The following is a 24,772-nucleotide window of genomic DNA, read 5'->3' as shown; positions in this document are numbered from 1 at the left end:
GCCTTTCCGCTCCGCTTTGGCTAGACGGATGCCAACTGCGCCTAGAGCGCTTTGCAGAGACCCGCGACTAGGGTCCGATATTTGGAGAAGCAAAAAATGCGATTCACGATTTCCAGCCGCAAATTTTTTCTGGGCGTTTCCAGCGCCGCGCTTTTCGGCGCGACTGCGACACCGGCGTTCGCCGACAATCATGGGGAAAAAATGACCACTGCAGAATTAAACAAATTAAGTGCGATGCAGTCTGCCCCCGCTACTGCGAGCGAAAATACCATCCTTGAAGCATGGACCGGCCCCTATGATGGTGTACCACCATGGGATGAAGTGAAAGTATCGGATTTTCCGGCTGCTTTTCAGGCGACCATGGACAAGGTCAAAACGGAAGTTGTCGCCGTTCGAGACAATCCTGAACCCGCAACTTTTGAAAATTTCACCGTTCCGATGGAGCTCGCCGGCAATGATGCGAATGAACTTTTCTCAGTATGGGGTGTCCACAGCAGCAACCTCTCCAATGAAGAAGTCCGCAAGATTCAGGGCGAGTGGCTACCGAAAGTCTCGGCTTTCTTCAACGAACTGACCCTCGATCCCAAATTACTGGTAAAAACCAAAGCGGTTTATGATGGTCGGGCTGATGCAGGCCTCAATGCCCGGCAGCTGCGCCTGGTAGAACGCAATTATGAACAGCTTGTTCGCAACGGCGCGTTGTTGGAAGGCGCTGAGAAAGAAAAACTCATCGCGCTCAACACCGAATTGTCAAAGGCGTTCAACGAATTTTCCAACAAAGTGCTCGCGGATGAAGAAACCTATATCTACTTGACCGATGAAGCTGATCTGGCGGGACTCCCCGATAGCTTCATCGCATCGATCAAGGGGGCTGCTGAGGCGCAGGGTAAAGAAGGCTGGGCGCTGAAAAACACACGCTCCGTGATGCAGCCCTTCCTGCAAAACTCGACCCGCCGCGATTTGCGGGAGCAGGTCTATAACGCCTATATCAACCGCGGTGACAATGGTGACGATAATGACACCAATGCGACCATCGCCAAAATTCTCAAATTGCGCGCTGACCGCGCTAAGGTGCTGGGTTTCAAGACCCATGCCCATTACCGCATGGCCGACACGATGGCGAAAGATCCGGAAGCGGCCATGGACCTGATGATGAAAGTCTGGCCTGCCGCTGTTGGTCGCGTGAAGGAAGAAGTTGCCGATATGCAGGCAGTAGCGGATGCTGAAGCTGCTGGTATCACCATCGCGCCTTGGGATTATCGTTTCTACGCAGAGAAGGTTCGCAAAGCGAAATATGATCTCGATGCCGCAGAAGTGAAACCCTATTTCAAACTCGACAATATGGTTGACGCGATGTTTGACGCAGCGGGCAAGCTCTATGGCATGACCTTCACCGACAACACGGGAAGCGTTCCGGTATTCGATCCGGAAGTCCGGACATTCGAAGTGAAGCGCGGCGATAAGTTGATCGGCTTATTCTACCTCGACAATTATGCGCGTGAAGGCAAGCGGTCGGGCGCATGGATGACCACCTATCGCAGTCAGCACAAATTGGGCGGCAATAATCGCTATGTATTGGCGTCGAACAACAATAATTTCGTTAAGGGCGGCGAAGGACAGCCGACGCTGATCAGCCTTGATGATGCCTCAACCCTGTTCCATGAATTTGGCCATGCTTTGCATTACCTGAACTATGACATCACCTATCCGGGCCTTGCTGGCACGCCGCGTGATTTTGTCGAATATCCCAGCCAGGTAAACGAAAATTGGCTGCTGACGCGCTATGTGCTCGACAATTATGCGAAACATGCCGAAACCGGCGAACCGATGCCACAGGCGTTGGTCGACAAGATCAATAAGTCAAAAACCTTCAACGAAGGCTTTGCGACGGTCGAATATCTGTCGAGCGCGATTGTCGATATGAAGCTGCACAACCGCGAAGAGGCGGTTACCGACCCTGATGCGTTCGAGCGCGAGACGTTGGCAGAAATTGGTATGCCGAAAGAAATCGTGATGCGTCACCGCCTGCCCCAGTTCAACCACCTCTTCTCGTCAGACGCCTATTCGGCTGGCTATTACAGCTATCTCTGGTCGGAAACGATGGACGCCGACACATGGGCAGCTTTTGAAGAAGCCGGTGATGTGTGGGATGCCGACACCGCCGAGCGCTTTCGTTCGATCATCCTGAGCACGGGCAACGAAACCGACCGCAAGGAAGCCTATCGCGCCTTCCGCGGCCGCGATCCAGAGGTGAAATATATCCTCAAGAAGCGCGGCTTCCCTGTACCGGGGGAGTGAGCCGACAAGGCTAGCATCGACGACGCGGTGAAATCGGCCGCGACGATATCGGGAATTTGGAAAGGGGGCTTCTTGGCCCCCTTTTTATTCGTGTCGCCGGAGCCGGGCGATCAGCCCCTGAATTTGCAGCAACCGTTCCTCTGTCATCGAGAAGCGGAAGGCGAAGAAAAAGGCAATCAGCATCAGCGGGATGATGGCGGCGGCCCCGATCAAGACCAGAGCGTCGAGCATCGGCTGTTCGACCAATCCGGGTCGCATGCCTTCTTTCAGTCCGACGACGTCGAGCGCGAAGCCGCCATAAAGCGGCCCCACAGCGCCACCAAGCTTGGTGGTGAACTGCAGCACAGAATAGAAACCGCCCTCCTGCCGGAGGCCTGTTTCCGCTTCATGCTCATCGGTCAGGTCGGCGGTGAGAGAGGTGATGGCAACGATACGCAATATGAAGAAGCTCATGAAAACGGCGTTCTGGGTCACTAATATTGCCAATATAACAGGATGGTCATTATCCGGGATCAGGTCGAGAAACCGCAGCAGATACGGCCAGGTCAGATCAAGCAACATGATCCCGACGGCCCATTTGATGATATCATGCTTGTGCATCCGTCGACCGATGGTTTTCAGAAAAACCATCGCGATCGGTACGGCGATCACCACAGACAGGCCGAGCACCAGCCCGGTCTCGTTCGCATCCAGTTCCCAGAAATAGGTCCAGAAGATGATATTCAGCGCCACCGTGATGCCATAGGATGCGGTCGCAGCCAGATCGTAACAGAGCAGATTGCGAAAGTTGCGGTTCCGGAACGTCGAGAGGAAATCGCGCCATAATCCCAGAAATCCGGGAGTTGACGGCGCGCGTTCCGGATCTATGCGGGTGTGGCCGATAAATTTCCAGGTGCCGGCTATACATCCGGTTGCCGTGATCCAGATGATCAGCGCTGACAAGCATCCGTAGATCACGTAATTTTCGGCAACAAACCGGCCATCGCCTCCGGTGCCCTCGCCGAACAGGAAATAGAGACTGCCGGAGGGCAGCAGGAGCGTGGTGAGAAACAGAAAGGCTGTACGCTGCCCCATCAGCGCACTGCGGTCGTGATAGTCCTGGGTGATCTCTGCAACCAGCGTGTAATGCGGGATCGAAAAAAAGGTCAGCGCCGTGCGGATCCAGATCGAGCAGAGCAGCAGCCATCCCGCTAGCCATAGCTCGTTGCCCAGCACGAATTCCGGTGGCGCGAACAGCGCGATAAAGCCAAGACCTAGCGGCAGGCTGCTGTAGATCATGAACGGATGCCGCCGTCCCCAACGACTCTTGAACCGGTCAGACCAGCTACCCACCATCGGGTCTGACACTGCATCCCACAACAGGCTGATCGACAGCACAATTCCCGTCGCGGTTCCGCTGAGTCCCATGACCTGCGTGTAGAACAGCAAGACGAACATGATATATGCCGCTTCCTTGACCGCATAGACTGCCCCGCCGAGGCCGTAGGACAAGCGGTCAAGGAGAGTCAGATATTGGAGTTCGGGCGCTCGATTTTTCAAAGTATCGGCAGCGTCGCACAAATGGAGTCGGGAAGCTACTGGAATTGCGGTGACCTTGACGAACGGTCCGGCACCGGCGCGGGCTATTTATAGATGATATCATCCGGGAAGCGGGCGGCCTGGCGGAGCGCCGACAGGGCCGGGTGGTCGGCGTCATGGGTGGTGGCCGCATTCTGGCTCCAGCTCATCACCGGTTCGCGATGTTTGATCTTCCAGATATCACCGCGCTTTTCGAACTGGTCGAGATAACGGCCAAGATAAGTCATTTCGCTATCTTCGCCATCTGGACCGGCCAAATAGTGAAAGGCGACCAGATAGCTCTCCACCCGCGCTTGCGCTCCGTCGAAAGCATATATGCTGTTCGTGACGACATGATGTGTCTGTCGGAACGCCTTGATCGCGGGCACGAGCTCCGCACAAAATGCGTGGGCCGGGACCATATCCTTGCCATAAGCGGTCGTTGCATCAGGCCAGTAGCAGCTTTTCAACGTCTGCTCATCTGCTCGGTCGACGCCGCGGCAGTGCAGGGCGATGATTTCGGCAATGGCGGCGCGATCAGCCAGTTCCGCAGCGTTGGGCACCCGGCCCGGTTCCTGCGCCTTTAGATTATTCGGGCCTGTTTCATCTGACATGTAAAACTCCTGCTATCGATAACGGTAATTTACCTGATGCTTGCGGCCCCTACTATGCCTCAAAAGAACAGGAGAGAGCCGATTAGTGCAACAGAGTTAGCCGCCGTAACGGCCAATCTGGCGATCCGGGATTTGGCCGCGCTCTATATGCGCGGGCTAGATCGATTGGATCGCGATTTGCTTCGTGCGCAATTTTGGGACGACGCTTTCCTCAGCTACGGCATTTACGAAGGCGGCCCGGACGGCTTTGCCGAATTCTGCATCGATGCCCTGAAAACACATGACCGCAATCATCATATGCTCGGTCAGCATCTGATCGAGATTTCGGGCGATGAGGCTTTTGGCGAAGTCTATTATCAGGCCTATCACAAGCTGACCAATGAGGCGGGCGAGAAGCGCGATCTTTTGATCAGCGGGCGCTATGTTGATCGGATGGAGAGGCGCGGGGGCACCTGGAAATTCGCTTATCGATCAGAGCTGGTGGATTGGGTCCGCGACGATCCCTGCACCGACGATTTTCTAAGCGATACGCCCATGATTGTCGGTTCGCGAAAGCCTTCCGACCCATTGTACGACCGTAAGGCGATGCGCCGCAAATTGGAGCCACATCATGAGTTATGATCTGACAAAGCCGTCCGATCCGGCACTGGCACCGGGTGAGGCACGTTGCCCGGGCCCCTCGATGCAGGATATCATGGACGCCGACGGCGACAATCCACCGGCCGCGATGCGGGCCGAGCAATATGAATTTCTCGGCGACGAGGATATCAGCTTCGATCGCTATATCGACCCGGCCTTCCATGATCGCGAAATCGACCGGATGTGGAACCGGACCTGGCAATGGGCCTGTCGCGAGGAGCATATTCCCGCGCCCGGCAATCAGCATGTTTATGATGTCGGACCCTATTCGATTATGGTCGTGCACGGCGACGATGGCAAGATACGGGCATTTGTGAACAGCTGTCCGCATCGCGGCATGAAATTCGCCAATGAAGGCAGCAGCGACGCCAAGCGCCCGCATATCCGCTGCCCCTTCCACGGCATGACCTTCAATCTCGATGGTTCGCTCAAGGAAATACCCTGCCGCTGGGACTTCCCGCATCTGAACGCAGATAATTTCGGCCTGACCGAAATCCGCTGCGATCTGTGGGGCGGTTTTGTGTTTATCAATATGGATGATGATGCGCCGCCGCTGGCTGATTATCTCGAAATATTGCCGGACCATTTCAAACAATGGCCGATGGATGATCGCTATGTCGCGCTGCACACGCAGAAAGTCTTGCCGGCAAATTGGAAGATGGCGATGGAGGCGTTTCTAGAGGCCTATCATGTGCTGGAAACCCATTCGCAGGCGGTTTACACCGCCGGCGATGCCAATGCGCAATATGATATTTTCGGTAAGAATGTCAGTCGGTTCATGCACGCAGTTGGCGTCCCCAGTCCGCATATGAAACAGCCGGTCAGCGAGGAAAAACTGTTCGAAAAGCTTGGCCGCGATCCGAAGGACCTACCTGAAGGGGCATCGGCACGGGCAGTTCATGCCGATATGCTACGCCAGGAACATGGTCGCGAGTTTAATGTCGACTTGTCTGACGTGTCGACGAGCGAAATGGTCGATAGCCTCGAATATTTTCTCTTTCCCAATATGTTCTTCTTCCCCGGCATCAATATCCGTCTCTGCTATCGGTTCCGGCCGATTGACGTGGATCACTGCCTGCATGAGATATTGGTGCTGCAACCGCTGCCCGAGAGCGGCGAGCGTCCTGCGCCCGCCAAACCGATCTGGCTGGAGGTCGAGGATAGCTATACGACGGTAGAGGGTTTTGTCCTCGCGGAGATTCTTGATCAGGACACTGACAATCTCGCCATGCAGCGGGATGGCGCCAAAGCTTCGAAGAAAGGGGCTCAGTCGCTGGGCAATTATCAGGAGGCCCGGATCCGGCAGTTGCAGATGACGCTGGATGAATATTTGGCGTAAGGGTCGATGTCTATATGCTCCATTTCCTGTGGTTCGTGACTTCTGCTAAGCCAAGCACAAGTTGATAGGAGACTCACCATGACCATCGCCGCCCTTCGCACCCCTGATGATCGCTTTGCCGATATCCCGGATTTTGATTATCCGGTTCACTATGTCGATGATCTGCCGGGCTATGAAGGACTGCGTGCTGCCTATGTTGATACCGGGCCCATGGATGCGGAGAAGACGTTCCTTTGTCTGCATGGTGAACCGAGCTGGTCATTTCTCTATCGCAAGATGATCCCGCATTTTACCGCGACTGGCGCGCGGGTGGTCTGTCCGGATTTCTTTGGCTTTGGCCGCTCCGACAAGCCGACGGAGCTGGAAACCTATACGTTTGATTTCCACCGCGATCATATTCTGGCGCTGATCGAGCGGCTGGGGCTGACCAATATCACTCTGGTGGTGCAGGATTGGGGTGGTTTGATTGGTCTGACGCTACCCGTTGACCCCGATTTCAAGGCACGCCTGTCGCGGTTGATCATCATGAACACCGCTCTGGGTCTCGGGACAGGCGCGGGGGACGGCTTCAACGCATGGAAAGAATATGCGCTGACCGTGCCGGTCTTTGATGCCGGAGAGATTATCGCGCGGGGTACGCCACAAATGACCGAGGCGGAAACCGCTGCTTATAATGCGCCCTATCCGGATGACAGCTATCAGGCCGGTGCGCGGAAATTCCCGGCTTTGGTGCCGGTCTCGCCCGATATGGATGGCGTTGAGGTTAGCAAGAAGGCGGCGGCTTTCTGGAGTACCGAATTCAAGGGCCCCAGCTTCATGGCCATCGGCGGCTCCGACCCAGTACTCGGTCCGCCGGTGATGAAGATGATGCACGGCCTCGTAAAGGACTGCCCTGAACCGCTACTGATCGAAGAGGCTGGGCATTTCGTGCAGGAATGGGGGGATGTTGTTGCACCAGCGGCACTGAAGTCCTTTGGTGATATCTAGCTTGATTGCTGACGATAATTTCGGGCGCTGACGCCAGCGGCAAATTATGTTAGGGATGATGGCATAAAAACACCCGGGTCGCTTCTAACCGATGGAAGGAAGCCGAACGATGCCGCAATATTATTATCTCAGATATATTCCGAAAAGTGAGCGCCCGCGCGTCGTTGGTAATCTTGAGCGGCTGATGACCCAGCTTGATCGGGAAGTGCCCGACAAGGACAGTGAACAGACCTTGTTGATGGCGACCTGGAATATTAGAAATTTCGGCAAGGTCAGAAGGTTACCGGAAAGCCTGATGTATATTGCAGAGATTCTGTCCCGCTTTGATTTTGTCGCGGTGCAGGAGGTCGTGGATCTAGACGACTGGCATGCGGTCATGGACCGGCTCGGTCCCGATTATGATTTCATTGCTTCGGACAAAACCCACCACAAGCTGGGTAGCGGCGGCGAACGCCTCTTATATCTCTATGACAAGCGCAAGGTGCGCTTTCAGAATATTGCTGGCGAAATCGTGCTGCCAACCGAGATGCTGATTACCGACGACACAGCAGGCGAGGGAGGCGAGCTATTCCAAGGCAAGCAGTTCCGGCGGTCCCCGTTCATTACCGCCTTCCAGTCGGGTTGGTTCAAGTTTGATGTCTGTACGGTGCATCTATTCTACGGTTCCTCTTCGGGGTCGAAGCTGAAGCAGCGGGTCCAGGAGATTGACCGTGTCGCTGACTATTTTGGGGATCGAGCCGAGCAGGCGCAAAAGGAAGGCCGGTCACTGATTTTGCTGGGTGATTTTAATATTGTGCATCCGGATCATGAAACGATGACTGCGCTGAAACGGCATGGATTCCGAATCCCTAATGCGCTGAACCGACCGTCCAATCTCGATCTCACCAAATATTATGATCAGATCGCGTTCATGACTGACGACGACACGTTGAATTTCATCGATCGCCAAACTGATGATCCTAAAAAGGCCAACGCAGGTATTGTCGAGATATTCAAATCGGTTTTTCGCGATGGGGATACGCTGGAATATGAAAGCGAGCTTCGCAAGAAAAAGGGTGGCAAGGACAAGCAGGGTGCGGCGCTCACAAAATATTATAAGGGCATTTGGCGCACGTATCAGCTTTCCGACCACAAACCGATGTGGGTGCGGATCAAATCAAATGCGGCAGCATCCTATTTGGCGGGTTTGAAATCGAATTGAATCGGTGAAAATTAAGCTGCCATCGCGGTCTTGCTAAGATGTTCGGTAAAGCGAGGTTGCATCGGTTGGCTAGCAACCATTGCCAAGGGCAGCGCGGTTTCGCAATGGGCGCATTCTGCGCTGATCCTACCGACGTGCCAATGTGACTTACCACAACCTGGGCAGCGGTTGACGATATCGAGATGATAGAGTGGTTGATAACCACGAACGAGTTCCTGTTCGGCCAATGCATGAGCAGGCTGATTGATGAATGATCCGGGAGATAAGTACATCGTTTCTTCCTTTCCTATTGTGCCAAACTTACTTCGAACTGACTATCATCGCGTTTCTTTATCCGAGATGAACCGTTTATTTTGGTAGATGAAATGATATTCAGATCATCTGAAAATCGATAGGACATAATCGTCACTTTCGAGAGACTGTTAACACAGTTACGATTAAATGGTTGGTTTTGCGGAGGAAGGATGCACAATTTTACACCTTGATCTGGCCCACTTGCTAGGCAGCCAGATTTAGTAGAGCGCGTCGTTCAACAATCCGGCTAACCGGAGCGCTGATCGCTTTATCTGGAGCCGTGCAACAGGCACTAGAGCTGGGATTTCTTTGTTATCAATCATCGCACGTTGCTCCATCTCAGGGCCGCAGGATGGGGCATCTTCCGCGGTCGCATAGCTGTGATTGCGGGAAATTTCCCAAGCTTGCATAGCCCATAGTTCGGTGGTTCCTGAAGCCAGCGCCTCACGCTCCGAATCACTGTAGCGTCGCACCATATTTGGACCATCGGTGATGGCACGTTCGGCTAAAGGGCCGTCCCAAAGCCAATGGAGATTCATTCGCCCTTCGATAATGCCATATGCCGCGCTGACATCATTGCCGCCCCGGTCGCTGCGATCACCGCTGTGCAACGGCATATGCATGTCGCCGACAAAGTGGACGAGAAAGGCCAAGGCCTCCAGACGGATGTGGGCGGGAAGGCTTTTGTCGGCTAACAGCGCTGCATTGCGATCTATTTGGGAGGACACGCAATTGCCATTGGCGCAGGCGCTCTTCATATCAAAAGGCTTGCAGATATCGACATTCTGATAATGCCAGGGGCCGGTATAGCGCCAGCGCAACCGGTCACGACGCACGCAATCGGGCCAGACGCTGGCATCTTGGATGTTTTTGAGATCGCACTTGGGTGTGCCGAGCAGTGACGCCGATTGGAAAAGCTTGTTCATCCGGGCTTTCGCTACAGGATCCAAATTGACCTCGGCGATGTCGGCAATGGTGCGATGGGCAAATTCACCCCAAGCCAAAGCCGGGGTGGACAGAAGGGCAAGCAGCGCAGCGATCCAGAATCTTATCATGATTGATGCCTATTCAAGATTGATTGCAATTTGAGGTAAGCGGTCAATGGCTACCCAGTTTCTGCCACGCGAGATCGGCAAATTCGCACAAGAGGGGTCTTGTCTCCCGTGGGTCGATGATATCCTCTACGCTAAATTGCTCGGCGGTACGGAAAGGCGAAGTGACCTTGTCGAGCTTGGCCTTGATTTCGGCAAGTCTGGCCGCGGGATCGTCGGCGGCCTCGATATCCGATTTATAGGCGACCTCTAGACCACCGGCGATTGGCAATGAACCCCAGTCTCCCGATGGCCATGCAAAGCGATATTGAAAATTCTCCGCATTGCTCATCGCGCTGCCGGCGATGCCATAGGCGCGGCGGACGATGATGCTGGCCCAAGGCACGGTCGCTTTATACACGGCGTTCATCGCCTGTACGCCATAGCGGATGGTGCCGGTGCGCTCGGCCTCGCCGCCGATCATGAATCCGGGGTTGTCTACCAGATGGACGACGGGCAGATGGAATTGTTCGGCCAGTTTGGCAAAGCGTTCGACCTTCTCCGAAGATTTGGCATCCCACGATCCGCCAAGAAAGCTTGGGTCATTGGCGAGCACAGCCACCGGCCAGCCGTCGAGCCGAGCAAAGGCGGTGATCGCCGCGCGGCCCCACCGCTTGCCCATTTCGAATACAGACCCTTCGTCGAAGACCGATGTCATGATCTTCCGCATCGAATAGACTTGCTTGTCAGCACGCGGGACGGCGGTGAGCAGGCTTTCGTCCTTGCGGTCCACGGGGTCCCAATTCTCGGCGCGGCTGGATAGCTGATTCACATTGCTGGGCAGGTAGGACAGGAATTTGCGCGCGGTGGCAAAGGCTTCCGCTTCGCTGGCGACCTCTTCATCGACCACGCCGTTGGTGGTGTGAATGTCCGACCCACCCAATTGTTCCTTGCTGAGATCATCACCGATGGCTGCGGCCACGGCGGGTCCCGCGGCAAATATCTGGGAAAGTCCCTTCACCATGATCGAATAATGGCTGGCCACGGTGCGTGCTGCGCCCATGCCTGCTGTCGGTCCAAGCGCTAGGGCTACGACCGGCACCGTGTCCTGATTCTTTATAATATCTTCCCAACCGGGAACGGCTGGAACATAGGTGAAGCCCATATCTTCGAGCGATTTGACCGAGCCACCACCACCTGTGCCGTCGATCATCCGGATCATCGGGATGCCGAGTGTATGCGCCATTTTCTCACATTGGGTGAACTTGCGGTGGAGCGCTGCATCCGCCGCGCCGCCGCGGACTGTGAAATCATCTGCGGAGGCGACAACCGGACGTCCTTCAATATTGGCGCGGCCAAAAATCAGGTTGCTCGGCGCGAAATCCTCGAAGGTTCCGTCCTCAGCATAAGTCCCGCGCCCGGCGATCTTTCCGATCTCGCGAAAGCTGTCTTCATCGACAATTCCCGCAATTCGGGCCCGCGCATCCAGCTTGCCTCGGCCATGCTGACGAGAGACTTTTTCCTCGCCACCCATTTTTTCGGCCAACCTTTGGCGCTCAGCGAGTTCTTCGAGTTCGGGTTTCCAGGTCATTATTGGGTCCGGTTAAGTTTACAGAAACGCAGGTTTTTATTTTCGGGGATGGCTGGCTCTAAGTCAAAGAAAACTGCGGATTGAGCCATTTTTTTGATGTGCCGAGTGTAACCTTCCGCGACGACCGTTTCAATCGGACGAGAAATATGAATATTCATCATCCGATCAGCATAGCGCGACGCGTCTATGTAGGACAGGAGCATCAGAGGGTGGCCGGTTGGGATATCATAGCATGGGTTTAACCGACTGGTTAAGCTAGGGGAAGCCGGAATATCGACTGTGCATCAACGCGCACTATTTGATTGCCCGAGATGTTGCAGGGCTTTGTCCATCGCAGGATCATTGCCGTTGGCATCCCGGTCGGAAGAAGCGAGCGGCATATCGGCGATATAATCCTCGCGCGGCGTACCGTCGACATGGAAAAGAGTTTCCGTGCCCAGATCCATGCGGGCACCGGATTTTTCGAGGGTGAAATTGGATAGGCCACCAAGCAAATCCCCCATGTCGGACGCTATTGTATAGGCATCCGCGGCGGCATCCAGACCAATAACCAGTCCTTCGCCCATGCTGCCGGTCCAGCGGCCGGAAAGAACAATGACAGGGTTTTTATATTGCTGATTGCGGGGTTTGACTTGCTCGATGAAGCGGCGCGGTACGGTGAACTCCCTTTCGATGCTCGGGATTTCGTGGACCTGATAGGCTCTCGTCTCCTGCACGAAATGGCCGATGATGCTGCGCGCAACCTCGGTATTGCCGCCGCTGGGCGTATTGCGAAGATCGATGATCATGGCCTTCGTATCGGAGAGATTTTCGACGGCCTGATCAAAGGCAGCGATGAGGTCATTGTTACCCAGAGCATTGTTGATGCGAATGACACCGATATTGTCGGTGTCGCCCGCGCGGGTAATTTCCAGCAGAGGCCCTTCACGGACTTCTTTGCTATAGTCATAGGTGGGCGCGAGGGTAAGTTTGCGCTTTGTGCGATCATCGCTAAACACCAGCTCTCGCGCTTGATTGCGTAAACCACTCACCGCTAACATTGCGCCATAATTTAGCTGTTTGGGTGTCGGATTGGGGAGCAGGTCACCATAGGGCTTTGTGACTGCCTGAGCCATTGGAATGCCGTCAGCCGATATGATTTTCCACCCCGGGCGCAGGCCCGCTTTATCGGCCGCAGAGCCCGCTCGCACGTCGGCAATATAAAATTGGCCATCCCGATATTCGGTCGCAATATCCAAACCAGTGGGAATGATCGAATAGTCCGTGTCGTCGAAAGGACCGACAATGAAATGCGGGTCCGAAAAAGTCAGTGCGGTCTGGTGTAGAATTTTGCGAAATTGCTCGCGATTTGTGCTTTGGCTGGCAAATGCCTTCGCGCGTTCCAACAATGTTTCCACATCCATGTCGCTGCGGTCGGAATAGGCATAGAATAGACGAAAAACGTCTTCGAATTCTTGCCAAGCTTCTTGAGCATCGAAATTTTCTGTACTTTCGGGCTGTGATGGCGACTCTTGCTCTGCTGAATATACGGGTGCAGCCAGAGATATCGCGAGGCTGAATGCTATTGCGCTAACTCGTTGTTTCACTCGTCATCCCCATAAATTTCAACACTCTGCTCGCTATCGCTGGTGGCTCTGCCGCGGTACATGCCAGCCGTGTTGAAGCTGTAGCCTGCCTGCCCCCATGGCGTGGCGTAGATGATCCCGCCGTCGCCGCCGAGTTCGCCCAGTTCGGCGATGACATCATTTGCGATCTGCTGGATTTCTTCGTCCGGTAGCATGAATTCGCTGGCGTGGATCATATAGGTGTAGTTGCCATCTGCATCTTTCGGCACCGTTAGTTGCGCTTCATCGATAGCGATCGGCCAGCGCATCCGAATGCGGGTGCAGATTTCGTGGGCGACGCCGAGGCGGATGAAATATTCCCCGGAGCCAGTAGCAGAAATCGCGCAACTGCGGTTGTCGGCATAGGTGCCAGCACCAATGATCGGACTATCGCCGACCCGGCCCCAGCGTTTGCCGGTCATACCGCCGGTCGAGGTGCCCGCGGCCATATTGCCGTTTCTGTCCATTGCTACTGCGCCAACGGTACCGAATTTATAGTCGACGTCCGCTACGCTGATTTCTTTGGCTAGTACCGCTTCAATCTGCTTGATCCGTCGCGGCGTTGCATAATAATCTGCCGTTACCTGCTCCAGTCCTTGTTCGCGGCTGAACTGGTTGGCCCCTTCGCCGGACAACATCACATGCGGGCTGTTATCCTTGACGGCGCGGGCCAGTAAGATGGGATTTTTCGTTCCGTTGATGCCGGCTGCGGCGCCAGCGGACAGATCGCTGCCATCCATGATGCTGCTGTCGAGTGCATTAGTCTTATCCCAGGTGAATACCGCGCCTTTGCCGGCATTGAAATTGGGATCATCTTCGAGAATTATGATCGTCGCGGTGATTGCATCCATTGCACTGCCGCCATCGCGCAGGATATTGGATCCTGTCATCAGCGCCGCGTTCAAAGCGGCTCTGATCTCGGCATCTTTCTCGGGCGTGATATTCTCGCGCTTGATGGTGCCCGCGCCGCCATGGATAGCAATCGACCAGTTTTCTCCGCTATCGCTATCTTCCGCCAAGGCAGGGCTCAGCGCTGCGCAAGTGGCTAGGGTTAAACCCAATAATATTTGTAAATAGCGGGTCATCAACCAGCCCTCCCGATTGGCTCTTATAATTTCTTCGTAGAACGCGTATATGTCTGGCAAACAAGCCCTTCTGACAAGAGCAAAGATATGACCTTAAATAATCCGTCGCTGCGACCTTGGCGTGATATTGATCGGCGCACGTCCCGCCAGATCATGGTCGGTGATGTTCCGGTGGGCGGTGATGCGCCGATTACCGTGCAGACGATGACCAACACGCTGACGTCCGACGCCAAGGCGACGATCGACCAGATTCGCCGTTGTGAAGAGGCAGGCGTCGATATTATTCGTGTCTCCTGTCCCGATGTCGAGAGCACCACGGCGCTGAAACAGATTGTCCGGGCGAGCAATGTACCGATCGTTGCCGATATTCATTTTCACTATAAGCGCGGCATTGAAGCGGCAGAGGCGGGCGCGGCCTGCTTGCGGATCAATCCGGGTAATATCGGGTCTTCGGCGCGGGTGCGCGAAGTCATCGACGCGGCCAAGTCCAATGGCTGCGCGATCCGGATCGGTGTGAACGCGGGCAGCCTCGAAAAGGACCTGCTCGAGAAATATGGCGAGCCTTGCCCCGAGGCGCTGGTCGAAAGTGCGCTCGACCATATCAAGATTTTGCAGGATCATGATTTTCACGAATTTAAAGTCGCGGTGAAGGCCTCTGACGTATTCCTCGCGGTCGCGGCTTACTCTCAGCTGGCCGACGCGGTGGACTGCCCGTTGCATCTTGGCATCACCGAGGCGGGCGGCCTGATCGGCGGCACCGTGAAAAGCTCCATCGGCATGGGCAATCTGCTCTGGGCCGGGATCGGCGACACGATCCGGGTGAGCCTATCCGCAGAACCCGAAGAAGAAGTGCGCGTCGGCTATGAAATGCTCAAGGCGCTGGGCCTGCGCACGCGCGGCGTCCGCGTGGTGAGCTGCCCAAGCTGCGCGCGGCAAGGTTTCGATGTGATCCGTACTGTCCAGACGCTCGAAGAACGTCTGCAGCATATCCGTACGCCGCTGTCGCTCTCTGTTCTCGGCTGCGTCGTCAACGGACCCGGCGAGGCGCGCGAAACCGACATCGGCATCACCGGCGGCGGCAAGGGCAAGCATATGGTCTATCTTTCCGGGGTTACTGACCATCATGTGGAAGACACAGATATGGTCGATCATATCGTCAAGCTGGTCGAAGCGAAGGCGGCTGAGATCGAAGCGGAAGCGGAACTGGTTGAAGCGGCGGAGTAACGATCCGCTATTTTGTCTTGAAAAACCTTGCATTTCCCGTCCGCCTTGATGCACCGGCGCTGTTGTTCCATGTCGCACGGATGGGGCTGAATATCGGTCTTTGCGCGATCACCTGCGCGAACTCGGCGACCGGATTGAGGCGCGATATGGCCGCACCGTACGGTTTGAGCTGGCGATGAGTGCGGCGATGATCCGTAGCTTTCCGGCTATGAAGCGGGGGCTTGGTCTGACAAAAGCCTGTTCCCTTACGCCGCTGGCAGTGTAATAGACTCTCCATGAGATTTATCCTGCTTGCTCTAGCGCTTATGGCCATCGTTCCGATTTCCGCTGCATCGGCGGAACCCGCTAAGACCTATCATCCCAAAGCGACACCCTATGATCGGGAAGCCGATTCAATGGCTGAAGTTGATGCCGCACTCGCCCGAGCGCAAGAGACCGACAAACGTGTCGTGGTCGTGATGGGTGGGAACTGGTGTCATGATAGTCGGGGACTGGCGTTCTGGTTCTCAAGACCACGGTTTGCCGCGATGCTCGATGAAAAATATGAGGTGGTTTATGTGGATGTCGGTCAAAGAGACCGCAACATCGATATAGCGCAGCGCTTTGGTATAGAATCGCTCAAAGGGACGCCGACCGTGCTGGTGCTATCTTCACAAGGTCTGTTGTTGAACAGGGAATCCGCACCCACATGGCGCAATGCCGCAAGTCGTACCGGGAAAGATATCTTCTTATATTTCAACCGCTTTACCCCTGAAACTTGAATCAAAGGAAAGCAGGTGCCGCGCATTTTGATTTATTTTCTGTTCCTGCTGGCTGTGGCAGCTGCGGCGCTTTTCTTTCTGCCATTGCGAATGGCGGTCAGCATGGCTGGTCTCGAAGAGTCCCGTTTTTCGGCCAAGTCCATCAGCGGATCGGTCTGGCAAGGCCGGATTGAAGGTGCTCAGATCGGCCCCCTCCCATTGGGGAACCTGGACGCCGGCGTGAAATTCTGGCCGTTTTTGACCGGCAAAATTTTGATGGAGTTGGAACGCCCCGCGAGCGCAGAAGGGGATGAGCTCCGCGTAACTGTCGGCAAAACTGGCAAAAGCTTGCTTTTACAAGACGTGCAGGCAAATCTGAATGTCGGTTCACAATTGGCGCCGCTGCCAGCTTCCAATATCGAATTGGATGGAGTTAGCGTCGCTTTTGCTGGTGGACGCTGCCAGTCGGCCAGTGGCAAGGTCCGCATATCTCTCGACGCTAATATTCCGGGTCTAGATCTGAAACAGGGTTTGCTTGGGAATGCTGAATGTCAGGATGGCGTTCTCATATTGCCGTTGCAAAGTGGTTCGGGGATGGAAAAGTTGACGTTCAAGCTGGAAGGCAATGGATTTTATACTGCGCGCCTGTTCCTCACCGGGCATGATGGGGCCTGGACCTTATTGCTTCCTACTTTGGGATTCCGTCAGGTGCCAGAAGGATATGCGATCAAGGTGGCGGGGCAGCTGGGCAGTTAGAGAGTCTCGATTCTGGATGGTCTCAATATCGACCATAATAGCCTAAGCCAGCGGTTCTGTTTCTCCGATATGTTTTCTTTCCTGACAGCTTCTCAAACAAGGCCCGCAATATGCGGGTTGGAATTTTGGTGATCCACGCCATCAATTTCCCGACATATATGATAGTGAAGAGCGGTGGTACGAACGGGAAAATGTAAAAATGACGACGTATCACCTTTGATATAGGCGAACGCTCGAAAAACCGCACTAAAAAGGCTGAAAATAGAAAAGAAAACGAGGCATAGGCAACGGTTTCAAAAATTAAACTCGATAGGGCAGGCACGCTTCGTATCCTTTATTCATGTTCGTGGTGCGGCGCTAAAGATGGGGAAGCAACGAATCGTTGATGCCTCAAGATACGTAGGTTTACGCAAATTTACATTTATAAAAAGTGAAGATTTTGTCTTTTTTCGGATAGTGGTTGTTTCTCCGATAGTTGCTATTTTAATCGCTAGACATCAGGTCATATTTTTTAGGAGTGACGTGCACAAATGGCAGGAAAGTTGAAATTCTCGATTCTGGATCTTTCTCCAGTACCGCAAGGTGCAGATGTGCGGCAGGCGCTTGATCGGTCGCTTGCGCTCGCTCAGCATGGCGAAGCTTTGGGCTATAAACGTTTCTGGATGGCTGAGCATCATGGCATGGAGGGTATTGCCAGCGCGGCGACAGCGGTATCGCTCGCGCATATTGGACAGGGCACCAAGTCCATTCATATCGGCGCGGGTGGAATCATGCTCCCCAATCACGCACCGATGGTCATCGCTGAGCAGTTCGGGACGCTGGAAGCTCTATTTCCCGGGCGAGTTGATCTCGGGCTTGGTCGTGCGCCCGGCTCTGATCAACGGACTGCCCAAGCGTTGCGCCGTAATCTCAATAGTGATGCCAACGAATTTCCGCGCGATGTCATCGAATTGCAGGCGCTTCTGGCGGGCGATGAAAGGCTCGGTATTCAAGCAACACCGGGGCAAGGGACGAATATCCCGCTCTATATTCTTGGTAGCAGCTTATTCGGTGCACAACTGGCGGCCGCGCTTGGCTTGCCTTATGCCTTTGCCTCACATTTTGCGCCGCAAATGCTGGATGAGGCGCTTTCTATCTATCGCCGAGATTTTAAGCCATCGGATCAGCTTTCCGAGCCTTATGTCTTGTGCGGTTTCAATATATTTGCCGCCGATAGTGATGAGGAAGCAGAGTACCTCTCCAGTTCGATGATGCAGAGCTTTGTCGCGCTGCGCACCGGCAATCCGGGTAAGATGCAGCCGCCAGTCGAAGGCTATCGGGAAAGTCTACCCCCACAGGCCCAGTCGATGCTTGGGCAGGTATTGCAAGGCACCGCCATTGGTTCGCCAGACAAGGTAAAGCAGGGCGTTGATCGGTTCCTTGAACGGACAGGTGCAGACGAGTTGATTATCTCCGGATCGATCTTTGATCAGGCCGCCCGAGAAAAAAGCTATACCATTGCCGCCAATGTTCGCGATATGATTGCGGCTTAGGGCTCAATTCTCTGCATACAAGTCTTGATTTTGTAACACAGTCTGCGCATGACTTGGGCAAATCAAAATTCCAAAAAAGGCGCCCTTATGGCAGAAGAAAAAGTGCAACGCTCCGGCAGAGATTCAGCGCTACGCGACTTTCTAAGGAGCGAAGCGGCTGGCGGTATCTTATTGATGTTCGCCGCAGCGCTGGCGATGGTCGTGGCGAATAGTCCCTTATATGAAATGTACCATCATTTTCTGCACGAGCTAAAGGGTCCGACACTCTCCAGCAAATTGGGTCCGATGACACCTCACTTGTGGATCAATGACGGATTGATGGCGATTTTCTTTTTGCTGGTCGGGCTCGAAATCAAGCGCGAATTTGTAGACGGACGGCTCAACAGCTGGGATCGTAGGCGGTTACCGGTGGTTGCGGCCATCGCTGGTATGGTCGTTCCGGCGCTCATCTATCTGTTCATCGTCAAGGATGTGCCGGCTCTTTATAATGGCTGGGCCATTCCTGCGGCGACCGATATTGCTTTTGCTATTGGTGTGCTTGCTCTGCTTGGATCGCGCGCGCCGACATCGCTTAAGCTGTTTTTGGTCACCGTAGCTATTGTTGACGATATGGGCGCTGTTGCCATTATCGCGCTGGTGTACACAGCGGAGATCAACGGTGCCGCTTTGTTGGCTAGTGCAGTGATATTGGCTGTCATGTACACGATGAACCGCAATGGCATTCTAAAACTTTGGCCTTATCTGATCTTGTCAGGGTTGCTTTGGTATGCAGTGTTGATGTCCGGTGTTCATGCGACGATCGCTGGTGTCTTGGCAGCGATGGTCATTCCTATTGTGGTTACGCCAACATCTCCGGATGCCGTAAATTCACCGCTTCACCGTCTCGAACATGCGATTGCACCGTGGAGCGCGTTTTTGATCGTCCCGGTATTTGGTTTCGCCAATGCCGGTGTTTCGCTGGAAGGCATTGGTATGGAGCATATTTTTGCGCCACTGCCTCTGGGTATCGCTGCCGGTCTGTTCTTCGGCAAGCAGATCGGTATTTTCGCTAGCGTATGGATTGCGGTCAAGACCGGATTTGCCGGACGCCTCGGCGGTGCGACCTGGTTGCAGGTCTATGGTGTAGCGATGCTATGCGGCATTGGCTTTACGATGAGCCTGTTTATCGGTGCACTGGCATTTCCCGGCAATGAATTGCTGATCGAAGAGGCTAAAATCGGCGTGTTGATGGGATCGTTGGTCTCGGCCGTTGTCGGCTTCCTGATCTTGCGGTTTGCACCGCAGGCCGGACAGTCGGACACAGAGGAAGATGAGAAAGAACTGAAGGCGACTCTTTGAGACTTTTTGGCCTGCTTGCCGCAACGGCTGTCCTGTCTGGCTGTACGACCGCTCAGATTGAGAGCGCCAAAGTTCAACCAACGGAGCAGCCCCAGCCGCATCTGCCTGCTGCAGCGCCGTTGGACAAGATCGCGTCAGACTATGTTCAACTGACGTTAGCCCTAGGCGAAAAAGAACCGGGCTATGTTGATGCCTATTATGGCCCGGAATATTGGGCAGAGGCGGCAAAAACCGATCCTCGCGATATGCAAGAGCTGGGCGAAGCCATCGGTGATTTGACGCAGCAGTTAAAAATGCTTTCGGCCAGTGATGATCCGATGGCCGAGGCGCGCAAACGGTTTCTGGCGGCGCAGCTGCAAGCTGCACAGACCCGCCATGCGATGATGCAGGGCAAGAAGCTGCCGTTTAGAAACGAGGCGGAGAAACTATTCGGCGTGTCGCCTGATCCAAGACCACTTAGTGATTTTGACCCTGTGCTTGAAGAAATTGAGCGGCTGGCGCCCGGTGAGGGTCCGCTCAGCGAGCGGGTGGCGGCCTTTGAGAGTGGTTACATCATTCCGAAAGATCGATTGAAGCTGGTGTTTGATACTGCCATTGCAGAGTGTAAGGCGCGAACGGATCAATATTTTGATCTGCCCGAGGGCGAGAATTTCAAGATGGAATTCGTAACCGGCAAAAGCTGGAGCGGCTATAACTATTATCAGGGCAATTTTCAGAGCCTGATCCAGATCAACACCGACCTGCCGATTTTCATCGGCCGTGCCGTCGATCTCGGCTGTCATGAAGGCTATCCGGGTCATCATGTCTATAACATGCTGCTCGAGCAGAATCTGACGCGCAGTCGCGGTTGGTTGGAATATTACGTCTACCCGCTCTATTCGCCACAAAGCCTGATCGCCGAGGGATCGGCCAACTACGGTATAGAACTGGCGTTTAGCGGGCAGGAACGGCTGAACTACGAACGCGATGTGCTATACCCGCTCGCTGGCCTCGATCCAGACACAGCGGCGGCCTATTGGGCGCTGCAGATCGCCAAACAGGCGCTGAAAGGCGCGCGAATGACGATCGCGCAGCAATATCTGGATGGCGAGATCAGCCGTGAAGAATCGATCGCGCTCAACCAGAAATATCAGCTGGTATCGGCAAAGCGCGCGGCCCAGATGACCGACTTCACCGAACAATATCGCAGCTATGTGATCAACTATGGTCTTGGCATGGAAATGGTCCGCGACTGGATCGAAGATGAGGGTGATTCACCGGTCTGGCGCTGGAAGGCGATGGAAGCATTGTTGAGTCAGCCGATATTGCCGGAAGATTTGTTGGGCGAGATGGTTTCCGACCCAGCAAACTGATGCTGAGTCCATCAACCTGAACCCGTTTCAGGGTGATGATCGCCCATTCCGCGCGCGCCAATTTACTTTGCGCTCTAACCTTTCATTAACCAATTTCGTTCACTCCAGTTTCTGAAACATGAACAGCGCCAATATGCGCGTCACATGAACAGGGACCAGACTGTATGACAACGCCAAGTAACCGCTCCAAAGATCCAGTAGACGTAGCCATTATTGGCGCAGGGCCAGCGGGCCTGACCGCAGCCTATCTGCTTTCCAAAAAAGGCTATTCGGTCAAAGTAATCGAAAAAGACCCCAAATATGTCGGCGGGATCAGCCGGACCGTGGAGCATGACGGTTTCCGCTTTGATATTGGCGGGCATCGTTTCTTTTCCAAAAGCCAGGAAGTGGTTGACCTGTGGAATGAAATTCTCCCCGATGACTTCATTCAACGCCCCCGGATGAGCCGCATCTATTATGAAGGCAAATTCTACAGCTATCCGCTGCGGGCCTTTGAAGCATTGTGGAATCTCGGTATCTGGCGTTCGACGCTTTGCATGTTGAGCTATGCCAAAGCCAAAGTCTTCCCGAACAGGAATGTGAAGAGTTTCGAGGACTGGACGGTCAACCAGTTCGGCTACAAGCTCTATTCGATCTTCTTTAAAACCTATACCGAGAAGGTTTGGGGCATGCCCTGCGATGAAATGTCGGCGGATTGGGCAGCACAACGGATCAAGGGTTTGAGCCTTTGGAATGCGGTCACCGATGGCCTGAAACGGTCGCTGGGTCTCAACAAGAAACCCAATGACGGTCAGGAAGTGAAGACGCTTCTGGAAACCTTCCGCTATCCGCGCCTCGGCCCCGGTATGATGTGGGATGCCGCGAAAGCCCATGTCGAAGCCAAAGGTAATGAAGTGTTGATGGGCCATAGTCTGAAGCAACTCGCACAAGACGCAAACGGCAACTGGCGGGTAAGCGCTTCTACCGATGAAGGCGAAAGCATCATCACCGCGAAACATGTGATTTCGAGCGCGCCGATGCGGGAGCTTGCTACCCGTATCCATCCGTTGCCGGAGTCTTTGCCCGAAGCACGAGATCTTTACTATCGCGATTTTTTGACCGTGGCGATCATGGTCAAATCCGAAGACCTGTTTCCCGATAACTGGATCTATATCCATGATGATCGCGTGCAGGTTGGCCGCGTGCAGAATTTCCGCAGCTGGTCACCAGAAATGGTACCGGACGAGAATATCGCCTGTGTGGGTCTGGAATATTTCTGCTTCGAAAATGATGGCCTGTGGTCTTCGTCCGACGAAGATCTGGTTGAGCTTGCCAAGAAAGAAATGGCGATCCTTGGTCTATGCAATCCCGATGATGTCGTGGGCGGTACCGTTGTCCGCCAGGAAAAAGCCTATCCGGTTTATGACGACAGTTATGAACAGAATGTCGCTACGATGCGCGATGATCTGGAGAATCGTTTCCCGACGCTGCACATGGTCGGACGTAACGGCATGCACCGCTACAATAATCAGGATCATGCGATGATGACCGCGATGCTGACCGTGGAAAATATCGAAGCCGGCACCCGCAAATGGAATGTTTGGAACGTCAATGAAGACGCTGAATATCACGAAGCGGGCGACGAAGGTGCGCAGCAGGTGATTGCGGAAGAAATGAGCGAAGACCGGGTCGCTGCGCTTGAAAGCATGCGCGATGTCCCGACACGGATTGAGGAATCTGCCGTCGCCGACAAAGCCCAGAAAGCGGCCTAGAAGAATATGGAACGCAGCGGCATAGACAGACGGTCGACGATCGGCACCTGGGTGGGCAGTCTTCCGGCATCACTGGCGATACTCAATCGTTTTGCGATCACACGCTATCTGCTGGCGAGTGTCATGAGCCTCGCCTTTGATGTGGCATTGTTCATGATTTTGGTCGCTTTCCTCTTTGATCCTGCATGGGCATCAGCGGCGGGTTATAGTGCCGGTATTGTCGTGCACTGGTTCATTTCATCCAACTTTGTCTTTCCCGGCAAGCTTCGCGATGGCACGGCCCTGCAATTGCAGCGTTTCGGGTTCATCTGCACCGCCATTCTGGGGCTTGGTATCACGGTGACCATCGTGAGTGGGCTGGTTGCTGCTGGCATATTGCCCGTTGTCGCCAAAGGGGCTGCCGTCGTTGTGAGTTTCTTTGCCGTTTATCTGACCCGAAAATATGGTGTATTTCGGTGAGTTCGATGGATATTGCCATTGAAGCGCCCACAAGCCGGCATCGGTTCAGTTCAGAGTTTAAGAAATTTCTGAATTGGGCACTGGTCTGGGTTGTTCTGGCGAATATTCCCTTCATGGCGATGTGGATGGTCGGAGCACCACCGCGTACGATTCCGATTGCGCTGGCTGGCCTCTTTGGACTTATCGTCAAACGGATGCCGCGGGCTGTACAATGGTGCGCCTTTGTCGCTGTGATGATCTTTTCTCTGCTTTCTTTCGTCTCGGGCCTGTTCAGCCTGACGCTCGATTCTCTTCTTTACTCGCTGCAATTTTTTGCCGAGATTAAACCCAGCAATTCGATGGAATATATTGCCGCGACGGTGGTGATGGGCGGCATATTGATCGGCAGTTGGTTCCTACTCAAGCGCGATACGAACTTCTCCAAACCGTTGCATATCCTGCTCGGTGGAGCGTTGGTCTTTGGCCTCGTCGGTGCGGATGCCGCGGTCGGTGAAGGGATGCGCGGTCATTATTTCCGGCCAGCTCCTGTCGGTGCGAGCTTTGAATCAGCCGTCGAAAAATCCGGCTTTGCTGCGCGCGCTGATGGCAAGCGCCATTTGGTGCTGATCATGGTTGAATCGCTTGGTCTGCCCAAGAACAACCAAGCGATGGCTGACAAGCTGTTTGCCTATTATAACGATAGCGCAGTCAACGCCCGTTATGATGTTAGCCAGGGCAGTAGCCTCTATTATAACAGCACGACAGCCGGCGAGATGCGCGAACTTTGCGGTCGCTGGGGTGATTATTATGAATTGCTCAATAGCGATGACGCAAAGACAGCGAATTGTCTGCCCGTGCAGCTGGTCGAAAAAGGCTATGCCACCCAAGCGATGCACAGTTTCAAAGCGCCCTTTTTCAAGCGCGCGACCTGGTATCCGAAGATCGGTTTCCAAAAGCGCGAATTTGCTGCAGATCTTGAAAAGCGAGGTGCAGAATGGTGCGGCGGGGTTTTTTCAGGGGCCTGTGATCGGCAGGTGCCGAAAATGCTGGCTGAAAATCTGAAACGAGCACAGCAGCCGACTTTCCAATATTGGTTGACGCTGAACACCCATTTGCCGGTTCCGACCCAACAAAATCTCAACACTGGAAACTGCGAAAAAGTATCGGCTGAGCTGGCCCGTGACTATCCAATGATCTGCCGCCAGTTTTCCATATTTGATGATATCGACCAGGCGCTGATCAAAGAAATTACTGCGGACGATTTCCCGGAGGCAGATATCTTGTTGGTCGGCGACCATATGCCGCCGTTTTTTGATCGTCATCATCGTTCACAATTTGACCCCGAACGGGTTCCATGGCTTTATCTGAAGGCTAAAGGCTCACAGCCCAAGGGGTAATATT

22 protein-coding genes are annotated in these 24,772 nt (G+C 54.2%); 15 read left to right on the top strand and 7 right to left on the bottom strand.

What is annotated here, in order from left to right:
• The first annotated feature begins 96 nt into the window (after positions 1–96).
• Complete coding sequence (locus ABJG22_RS05020) at positions 97–2,298, top strand: M3 family metallopeptidase (protein WP_348019157.1); 2,202 nt, start codon at positions 97–99, stop codon at positions 2,296–2,298.
• Positions 2,299–2,382: 84 nt separating this feature from the next.
• Here ABJG22_RS05020 and ABJG22_RS05015 read toward each other — a convergent pair whose 3' ends face one another.
• Both ABJG22_RS05015 and ABJG22_RS05010 read right to left on the bottom strand, forming a co-directional pair.
• Positions 2,383–3,837 (bottom strand): MFS transporter, encoded by a 1,455-nt coding sequence (locus ABJG22_RS05015; protein WP_348019156.1) that lies wholly within the window; start codon positions 3,835–3,837, stop codon positions 2,383–2,385.
• An 83-nt stretch (positions 3,838–3,920) separates the two neighbouring features.
• Positions 3,921–4,469, bottom strand: coding sequence for a nuclear transport factor 2 family protein (locus ABJG22_RS05010; RefSeq protein ID WP_348019155.1), 549 nt, complete (start codon positions 4,467–4,469; stop codon positions 3,921–3,923).
• A 54-nt stretch (positions 4,470–4,523) separates the two neighbouring features.
• On the opposite strand from ABJG22_RS05010, the gene ABJG22_RS05005 reads away from it, so the two are divergent.
• The 4 genes from ABJG22_RS05005 (at position 4,524) to ABJG22_RS04990 (ending at position 8,635) form a co-directional block, all read left to right on the top strand.
• On the top strand, positions 4,524–5,090 hold the full coding sequence (locus ABJG22_RS05005; RefSeq protein WP_348019154.1) for a nuclear transport factor 2 family protein: 567 nt from the start codon (positions 4,524–4,526) through the stop codon (positions 5,088–5,090).
• Positions 5,080–6,447: an aromatic ring-hydroxylating dioxygenase subunit alpha gene (locus tag ABJG22_RS05000; protein WP_348019153.1), complete on the top strand. Its 1,368-nt coding sequence runs from the start codon at positions 5,080–5,082 to the stop codon at positions 6,445–6,447. Before ABJG22_RS05005 ends, ABJG22_RS05000 begins: the two co-directional genes overlap by 11 nt.
• Before the next feature lie 78 nt (positions 6,448–6,525).
• Positions 6,526–7,434, top strand: coding sequence for a haloalkane dehalogenase (locus ABJG22_RS04995; protein WP_348019152.1), 909 nt, complete (start codon positions 6,526–6,528; stop codon positions 7,432–7,434).
• 109 nt (positions 7,435–7,543) lie between these two features.
• Positions 7,544–8,635, top strand: coding sequence for an endonuclease/exonuclease/phosphatase family protein (locus ABJG22_RS04990; RefSeq protein ID WP_348019151.1), 1,092 nt, complete (start codon positions 7,544–7,546; stop codon positions 8,633–8,635).
• A gap of 11 nt (positions 8,636–8,646) precedes the next feature.
• Here the strand turns inward: ABJG22_RS04990 and ABJG22_RS04985 are convergent, their stop codons facing one another.
• The 5 genes from ABJG22_RS04985 to ABJG22_RS04965 all read right to left on the bottom strand — a co-directional run bounded on the left by ABJG22_RS04985 (position 8,647) and on the right by ABJG22_RS04965 (position 14,240).
• A complete protein-coding gene (locus ABJG22_RS04985) occupies positions 8,647–8,907 on the bottom strand; it encodes a hypothetical protein (RefSeq protein ID WP_348019150.1) in 261 nt (86 codons plus the stop codon).
• A 240-nt stretch (positions 8,908–9,147) separates the two neighbouring features.
• Entirely contained in the window at positions 9,148–9,984 is an 837-nt protein-coding gene (locus tag ABJG22_RS04980; RefSeq protein WP_348019149.1) for a S1/P1 nuclease, read from the bottom strand.
• A gap of 43 nt (positions 9,985–10,027) precedes the next feature.
• Positions 10,028–11,551 carry a carboxyl transferase domain-containing protein gene (locus ABJG22_RS04975; protein ID WP_348019148.1) on the bottom strand — a complete coding sequence of 508 codons (1,524 nt, stop codon included), beginning with the start codon at positions 11,549–11,551 and terminating at the stop codon, positions 10,028–10,030.
• 284 nt (positions 11,552–11,835) lie between these two features.
• The gene (locus ABJG22_RS04970; protein ID WP_348019147.1) at positions 11,836–13,137 is read right to left on the bottom strand and encodes a S41 family peptidase; all 1,302 of its coding nucleotides are present in this window, start codon (positions 13,135–13,137) and stop codon (positions 11,836–11,838) included.
• On the bottom strand, positions 13,134–14,240 hold the full coding sequence (locus tag ABJG22_RS04965; protein ID WP_348019146.1) for an isoaspartyl peptidase/L-asparaginase: 1,107 nt from the start codon (positions 14,238–14,240) through the stop codon (positions 13,134–13,136). The genes ABJG22_RS04970 and ABJG22_RS04965 overlap by 4 nt, the downstream gene beginning before the upstream one ends.
• A gap of 87 nt (positions 14,241–14,327) precedes the next feature.
• On the opposite strand from ABJG22_RS04965, the gene ispG reads away from it, so the two are divergent.
• From ispG to ABJG22_RS04915, 10 genes are all read left to right on the top strand, one after another.
• Positions 14,328–15,464 (top strand): flavodoxin-dependent (E)-4-hydroxy-3-methylbut-2-enyl-diphosphate synthase, encoded by a 1,137-nt coding sequence (gene ispG, locus ABJG22_RS04960; RefSeq protein WP_348019145.1) that lies wholly within the window; start codon positions 14,328–14,330, stop codon positions 15,462–15,464.
• A 100-nt stretch (positions 15,465–15,564) separates the two neighbouring features.
• Positions 15,565–15,729, top strand: a complete 165-nt coding sequence (locus tag ABJG22_RS04955; protein ID WP_348019144.1) for a hypothetical protein — start codon at positions 15,565–15,567, stop codon at positions 15,727–15,729.
• A gap of 10 nt (positions 15,730–15,739) precedes the next feature.
• Complete coding sequence (locus ABJG22_RS04950; RefSeq protein ID WP_348019143.1) at positions 15,740–16,225, top strand: thioredoxin family protein; 486 nt, start codon at positions 15,740–15,742, stop codon at positions 16,223–16,225.
• A 15-nt stretch (positions 16,226–16,240) separates the two neighbouring features.
• Positions 16,241–16,960 carry a type II secretion system protein N gene (gene gspN / locus ABJG22_RS04945; RefSeq protein WP_348019142.1) on the top strand — a complete coding sequence of 240 codons (720 nt, stop codon included), beginning with the start codon at positions 16,241–16,243 and terminating at the stop codon, positions 16,958–16,960.
• Positions 16,961–17,490: 530 nt separating this feature from the next.
• On the top strand, positions 17,491–18,492 hold the full coding sequence (locus tag ABJG22_RS04940) for an LLM class flavin-dependent oxidoreductase (protein WP_348019141.1): 1,002 nt from the start codon (positions 17,491–17,493) through the stop codon (positions 18,490–18,492).
• An 87-nt stretch (positions 18,493–18,579) separates the two neighbouring features.
• Positions 18,580–19,830 carry a Na+/H+ antiporter NhaA gene (gene nhaA, locus ABJG22_RS04935; RefSeq protein WP_348019140.1) on the top strand — a complete coding sequence of 417 codons (1,251 nt, stop codon included), beginning with the start codon at positions 18,580–18,582 and terminating at the stop codon, positions 19,828–19,830.
• Positions 19,827–21,182 carry a hypothetical protein gene (locus ABJG22_RS04930; RefSeq protein WP_348019139.1) on the top strand — a complete coding sequence of 452 codons (1,356 nt, stop codon included), beginning with the start codon at positions 19,827–19,829 and terminating at the stop codon, positions 21,180–21,182. The genes nhaA and ABJG22_RS04930 overlap by 4 nt, the downstream gene beginning before the upstream one ends.
• Before the next feature lie 164 nt (positions 21,183–21,346).
• Positions 21,347–22,933, top strand: coding sequence for an NAD(P)/FAD-dependent oxidoreductase (locus tag ABJG22_RS04925; RefSeq protein ID WP_348019138.1), 1,587 nt, complete (start codon positions 21,347–21,349; stop codon positions 22,931–22,933).
• 6 nt (positions 22,934–22,939) lie between these two features.
• Positions 22,940–23,392: a GtrA family protein gene (locus ABJG22_RS04920; protein WP_348019137.1), complete on the top strand. Its 453-nt coding sequence runs from the start codon at positions 22,940–22,942 to the stop codon at positions 23,390–23,392.
• Positions 23,393–23,397: 5 nt separating this feature from the next.
• Positions 23,398–24,768, top strand: a complete 1,371-nt coding sequence (locus tag ABJG22_RS04915; protein WP_348019136.1) for a sulfatase-like hydrolase/transferase — start codon at positions 23,398–23,400, stop codon at positions 24,766–24,768.
• Positions 24,769–24,772: the final 4 nt, after the last annotated feature.

Source organism: Parasphingorhabdus sp., from assembly GCF_039939955.1.
Taxonomy (GTDB): domain Bacteria; phylum Pseudomonadota; class Alphaproteobacteria; order Sphingomonadales; family Sphingomonadaceae; genus Parasphingorhabdus.
This window is presented reverse-complemented; position numbering and strand designations above follow the sequence as displayed.

Excerpts from the sequence above, each read along its gene's own strand:
- ABJG22_RS05020 (WP_348019157.1), top strand. The coding sequence starts at position 97 with ATGCGATTCACGATTTCCAGCCGCAAATTTTTTCTGGGCGTTTCCAGC.
- ABJG22_RS05010 (WP_348019155.1), bottom strand. The coding sequence starts at position 4,469 with ATGTCAGATGAAACAGGCCCGAATAATCTAAAGGCGCAGGAACCGGGC.
- ABJG22_RS05005 (WP_348019154.1), top strand. The coding sequence starts at position 4,524 with ATGCCTCAAAAGAACAGGAGAGAGCCGATTAGTGCAACAGAGTTAGCC.
- ABJG22_RS05000 (WP_348019153.1), top strand. The coding sequence starts at position 5,080 with ATGAGTTATGATCTGACAAAGCCGTCCGATCCGGCACTGGCACCGGGT.
- ABJG22_RS04995 (WP_348019152.1), top strand. The coding sequence starts at position 6,526 with ATGACCATCGCCGCCCTTCGCACCCCTGATGATCGCTTTGCCGATATC.
- ABJG22_RS04990 (WP_348019151.1), top strand. The coding sequence starts at position 7,544 with ATGCCGCAATATTATTATCTCAGATATATTCCGAAAAGTGAGCGCCCG.
- ABJG22_RS04985 (WP_348019150.1), bottom strand. The coding sequence starts at position 8,907 with ATGTACTTATCTCCCGGATCATTCATCAATCAGCCTGCTCATGCATTG.
- ABJG22_RS04980 (WP_348019149.1), bottom strand. The coding sequence starts at position 9,984 with ATGATAAGATTCTGGATCGCTGCGCTGCTTGCCCTTCTGTCCACCCCG.
- ABJG22_RS04975 (WP_348019148.1), bottom strand. The coding sequence starts at position 11,551 with ATGACCTGGAAACCCGAACTCGAAGAACTCGCTGAGCGCCAAAGGTTG.
- ABJG22_RS04965 (WP_348019146.1), bottom strand. The coding sequence starts at position 14,240 with ATGACCCGCTATTTACAAATATTATTGGGTTTAACCCTAGCCACTTGC.
- ispG (WP_348019145.1), top strand. The coding sequence starts at position 14,328 with ATGACCTTAAATAATCCGTCGCTGCGACCTTGGCGTGATATTGATCGG.
- ABJG22_RS04950 (WP_348019143.1), top strand. The coding sequence starts at position 15,740 with ATGAGATTTATCCTGCTTGCTCTAGCGCTTATGGCCATCGTTCCGATT.
- ABJG22_RS04940 (WP_348019141.1), top strand. The coding sequence starts at position 17,491 with ATGGCAGGAAAGTTGAAATTCTCGATTCTGGATCTTTCTCCAGTACCG.
- nhaA (WP_348019140.1), top strand. The coding sequence starts at position 18,580 with ATGGCAGAAGAAAAAGTGCAACGCTCCGGCAGAGATTCAGCGCTACGC.
- ABJG22_RS04925 (WP_348019138.1), top strand. The coding sequence starts at position 21,347 with ATGACAACGCCAAGTAACCGCTCCAAAGATCCAGTAGACGTAGCCATT.
- ABJG22_RS04920 (WP_348019137.1), top strand. The coding sequence starts at position 22,940 with ATGGAACGCAGCGGCATAGACAGACGGTCGACGATCGGCACCTGGGTG.
- ABJG22_RS04915 (WP_348019136.1), top strand. The coding sequence starts at position 23,398 with ATGGATATTGCCATTGAAGCGCCCACAAGCCGGCATCGGTTCAGTTCA.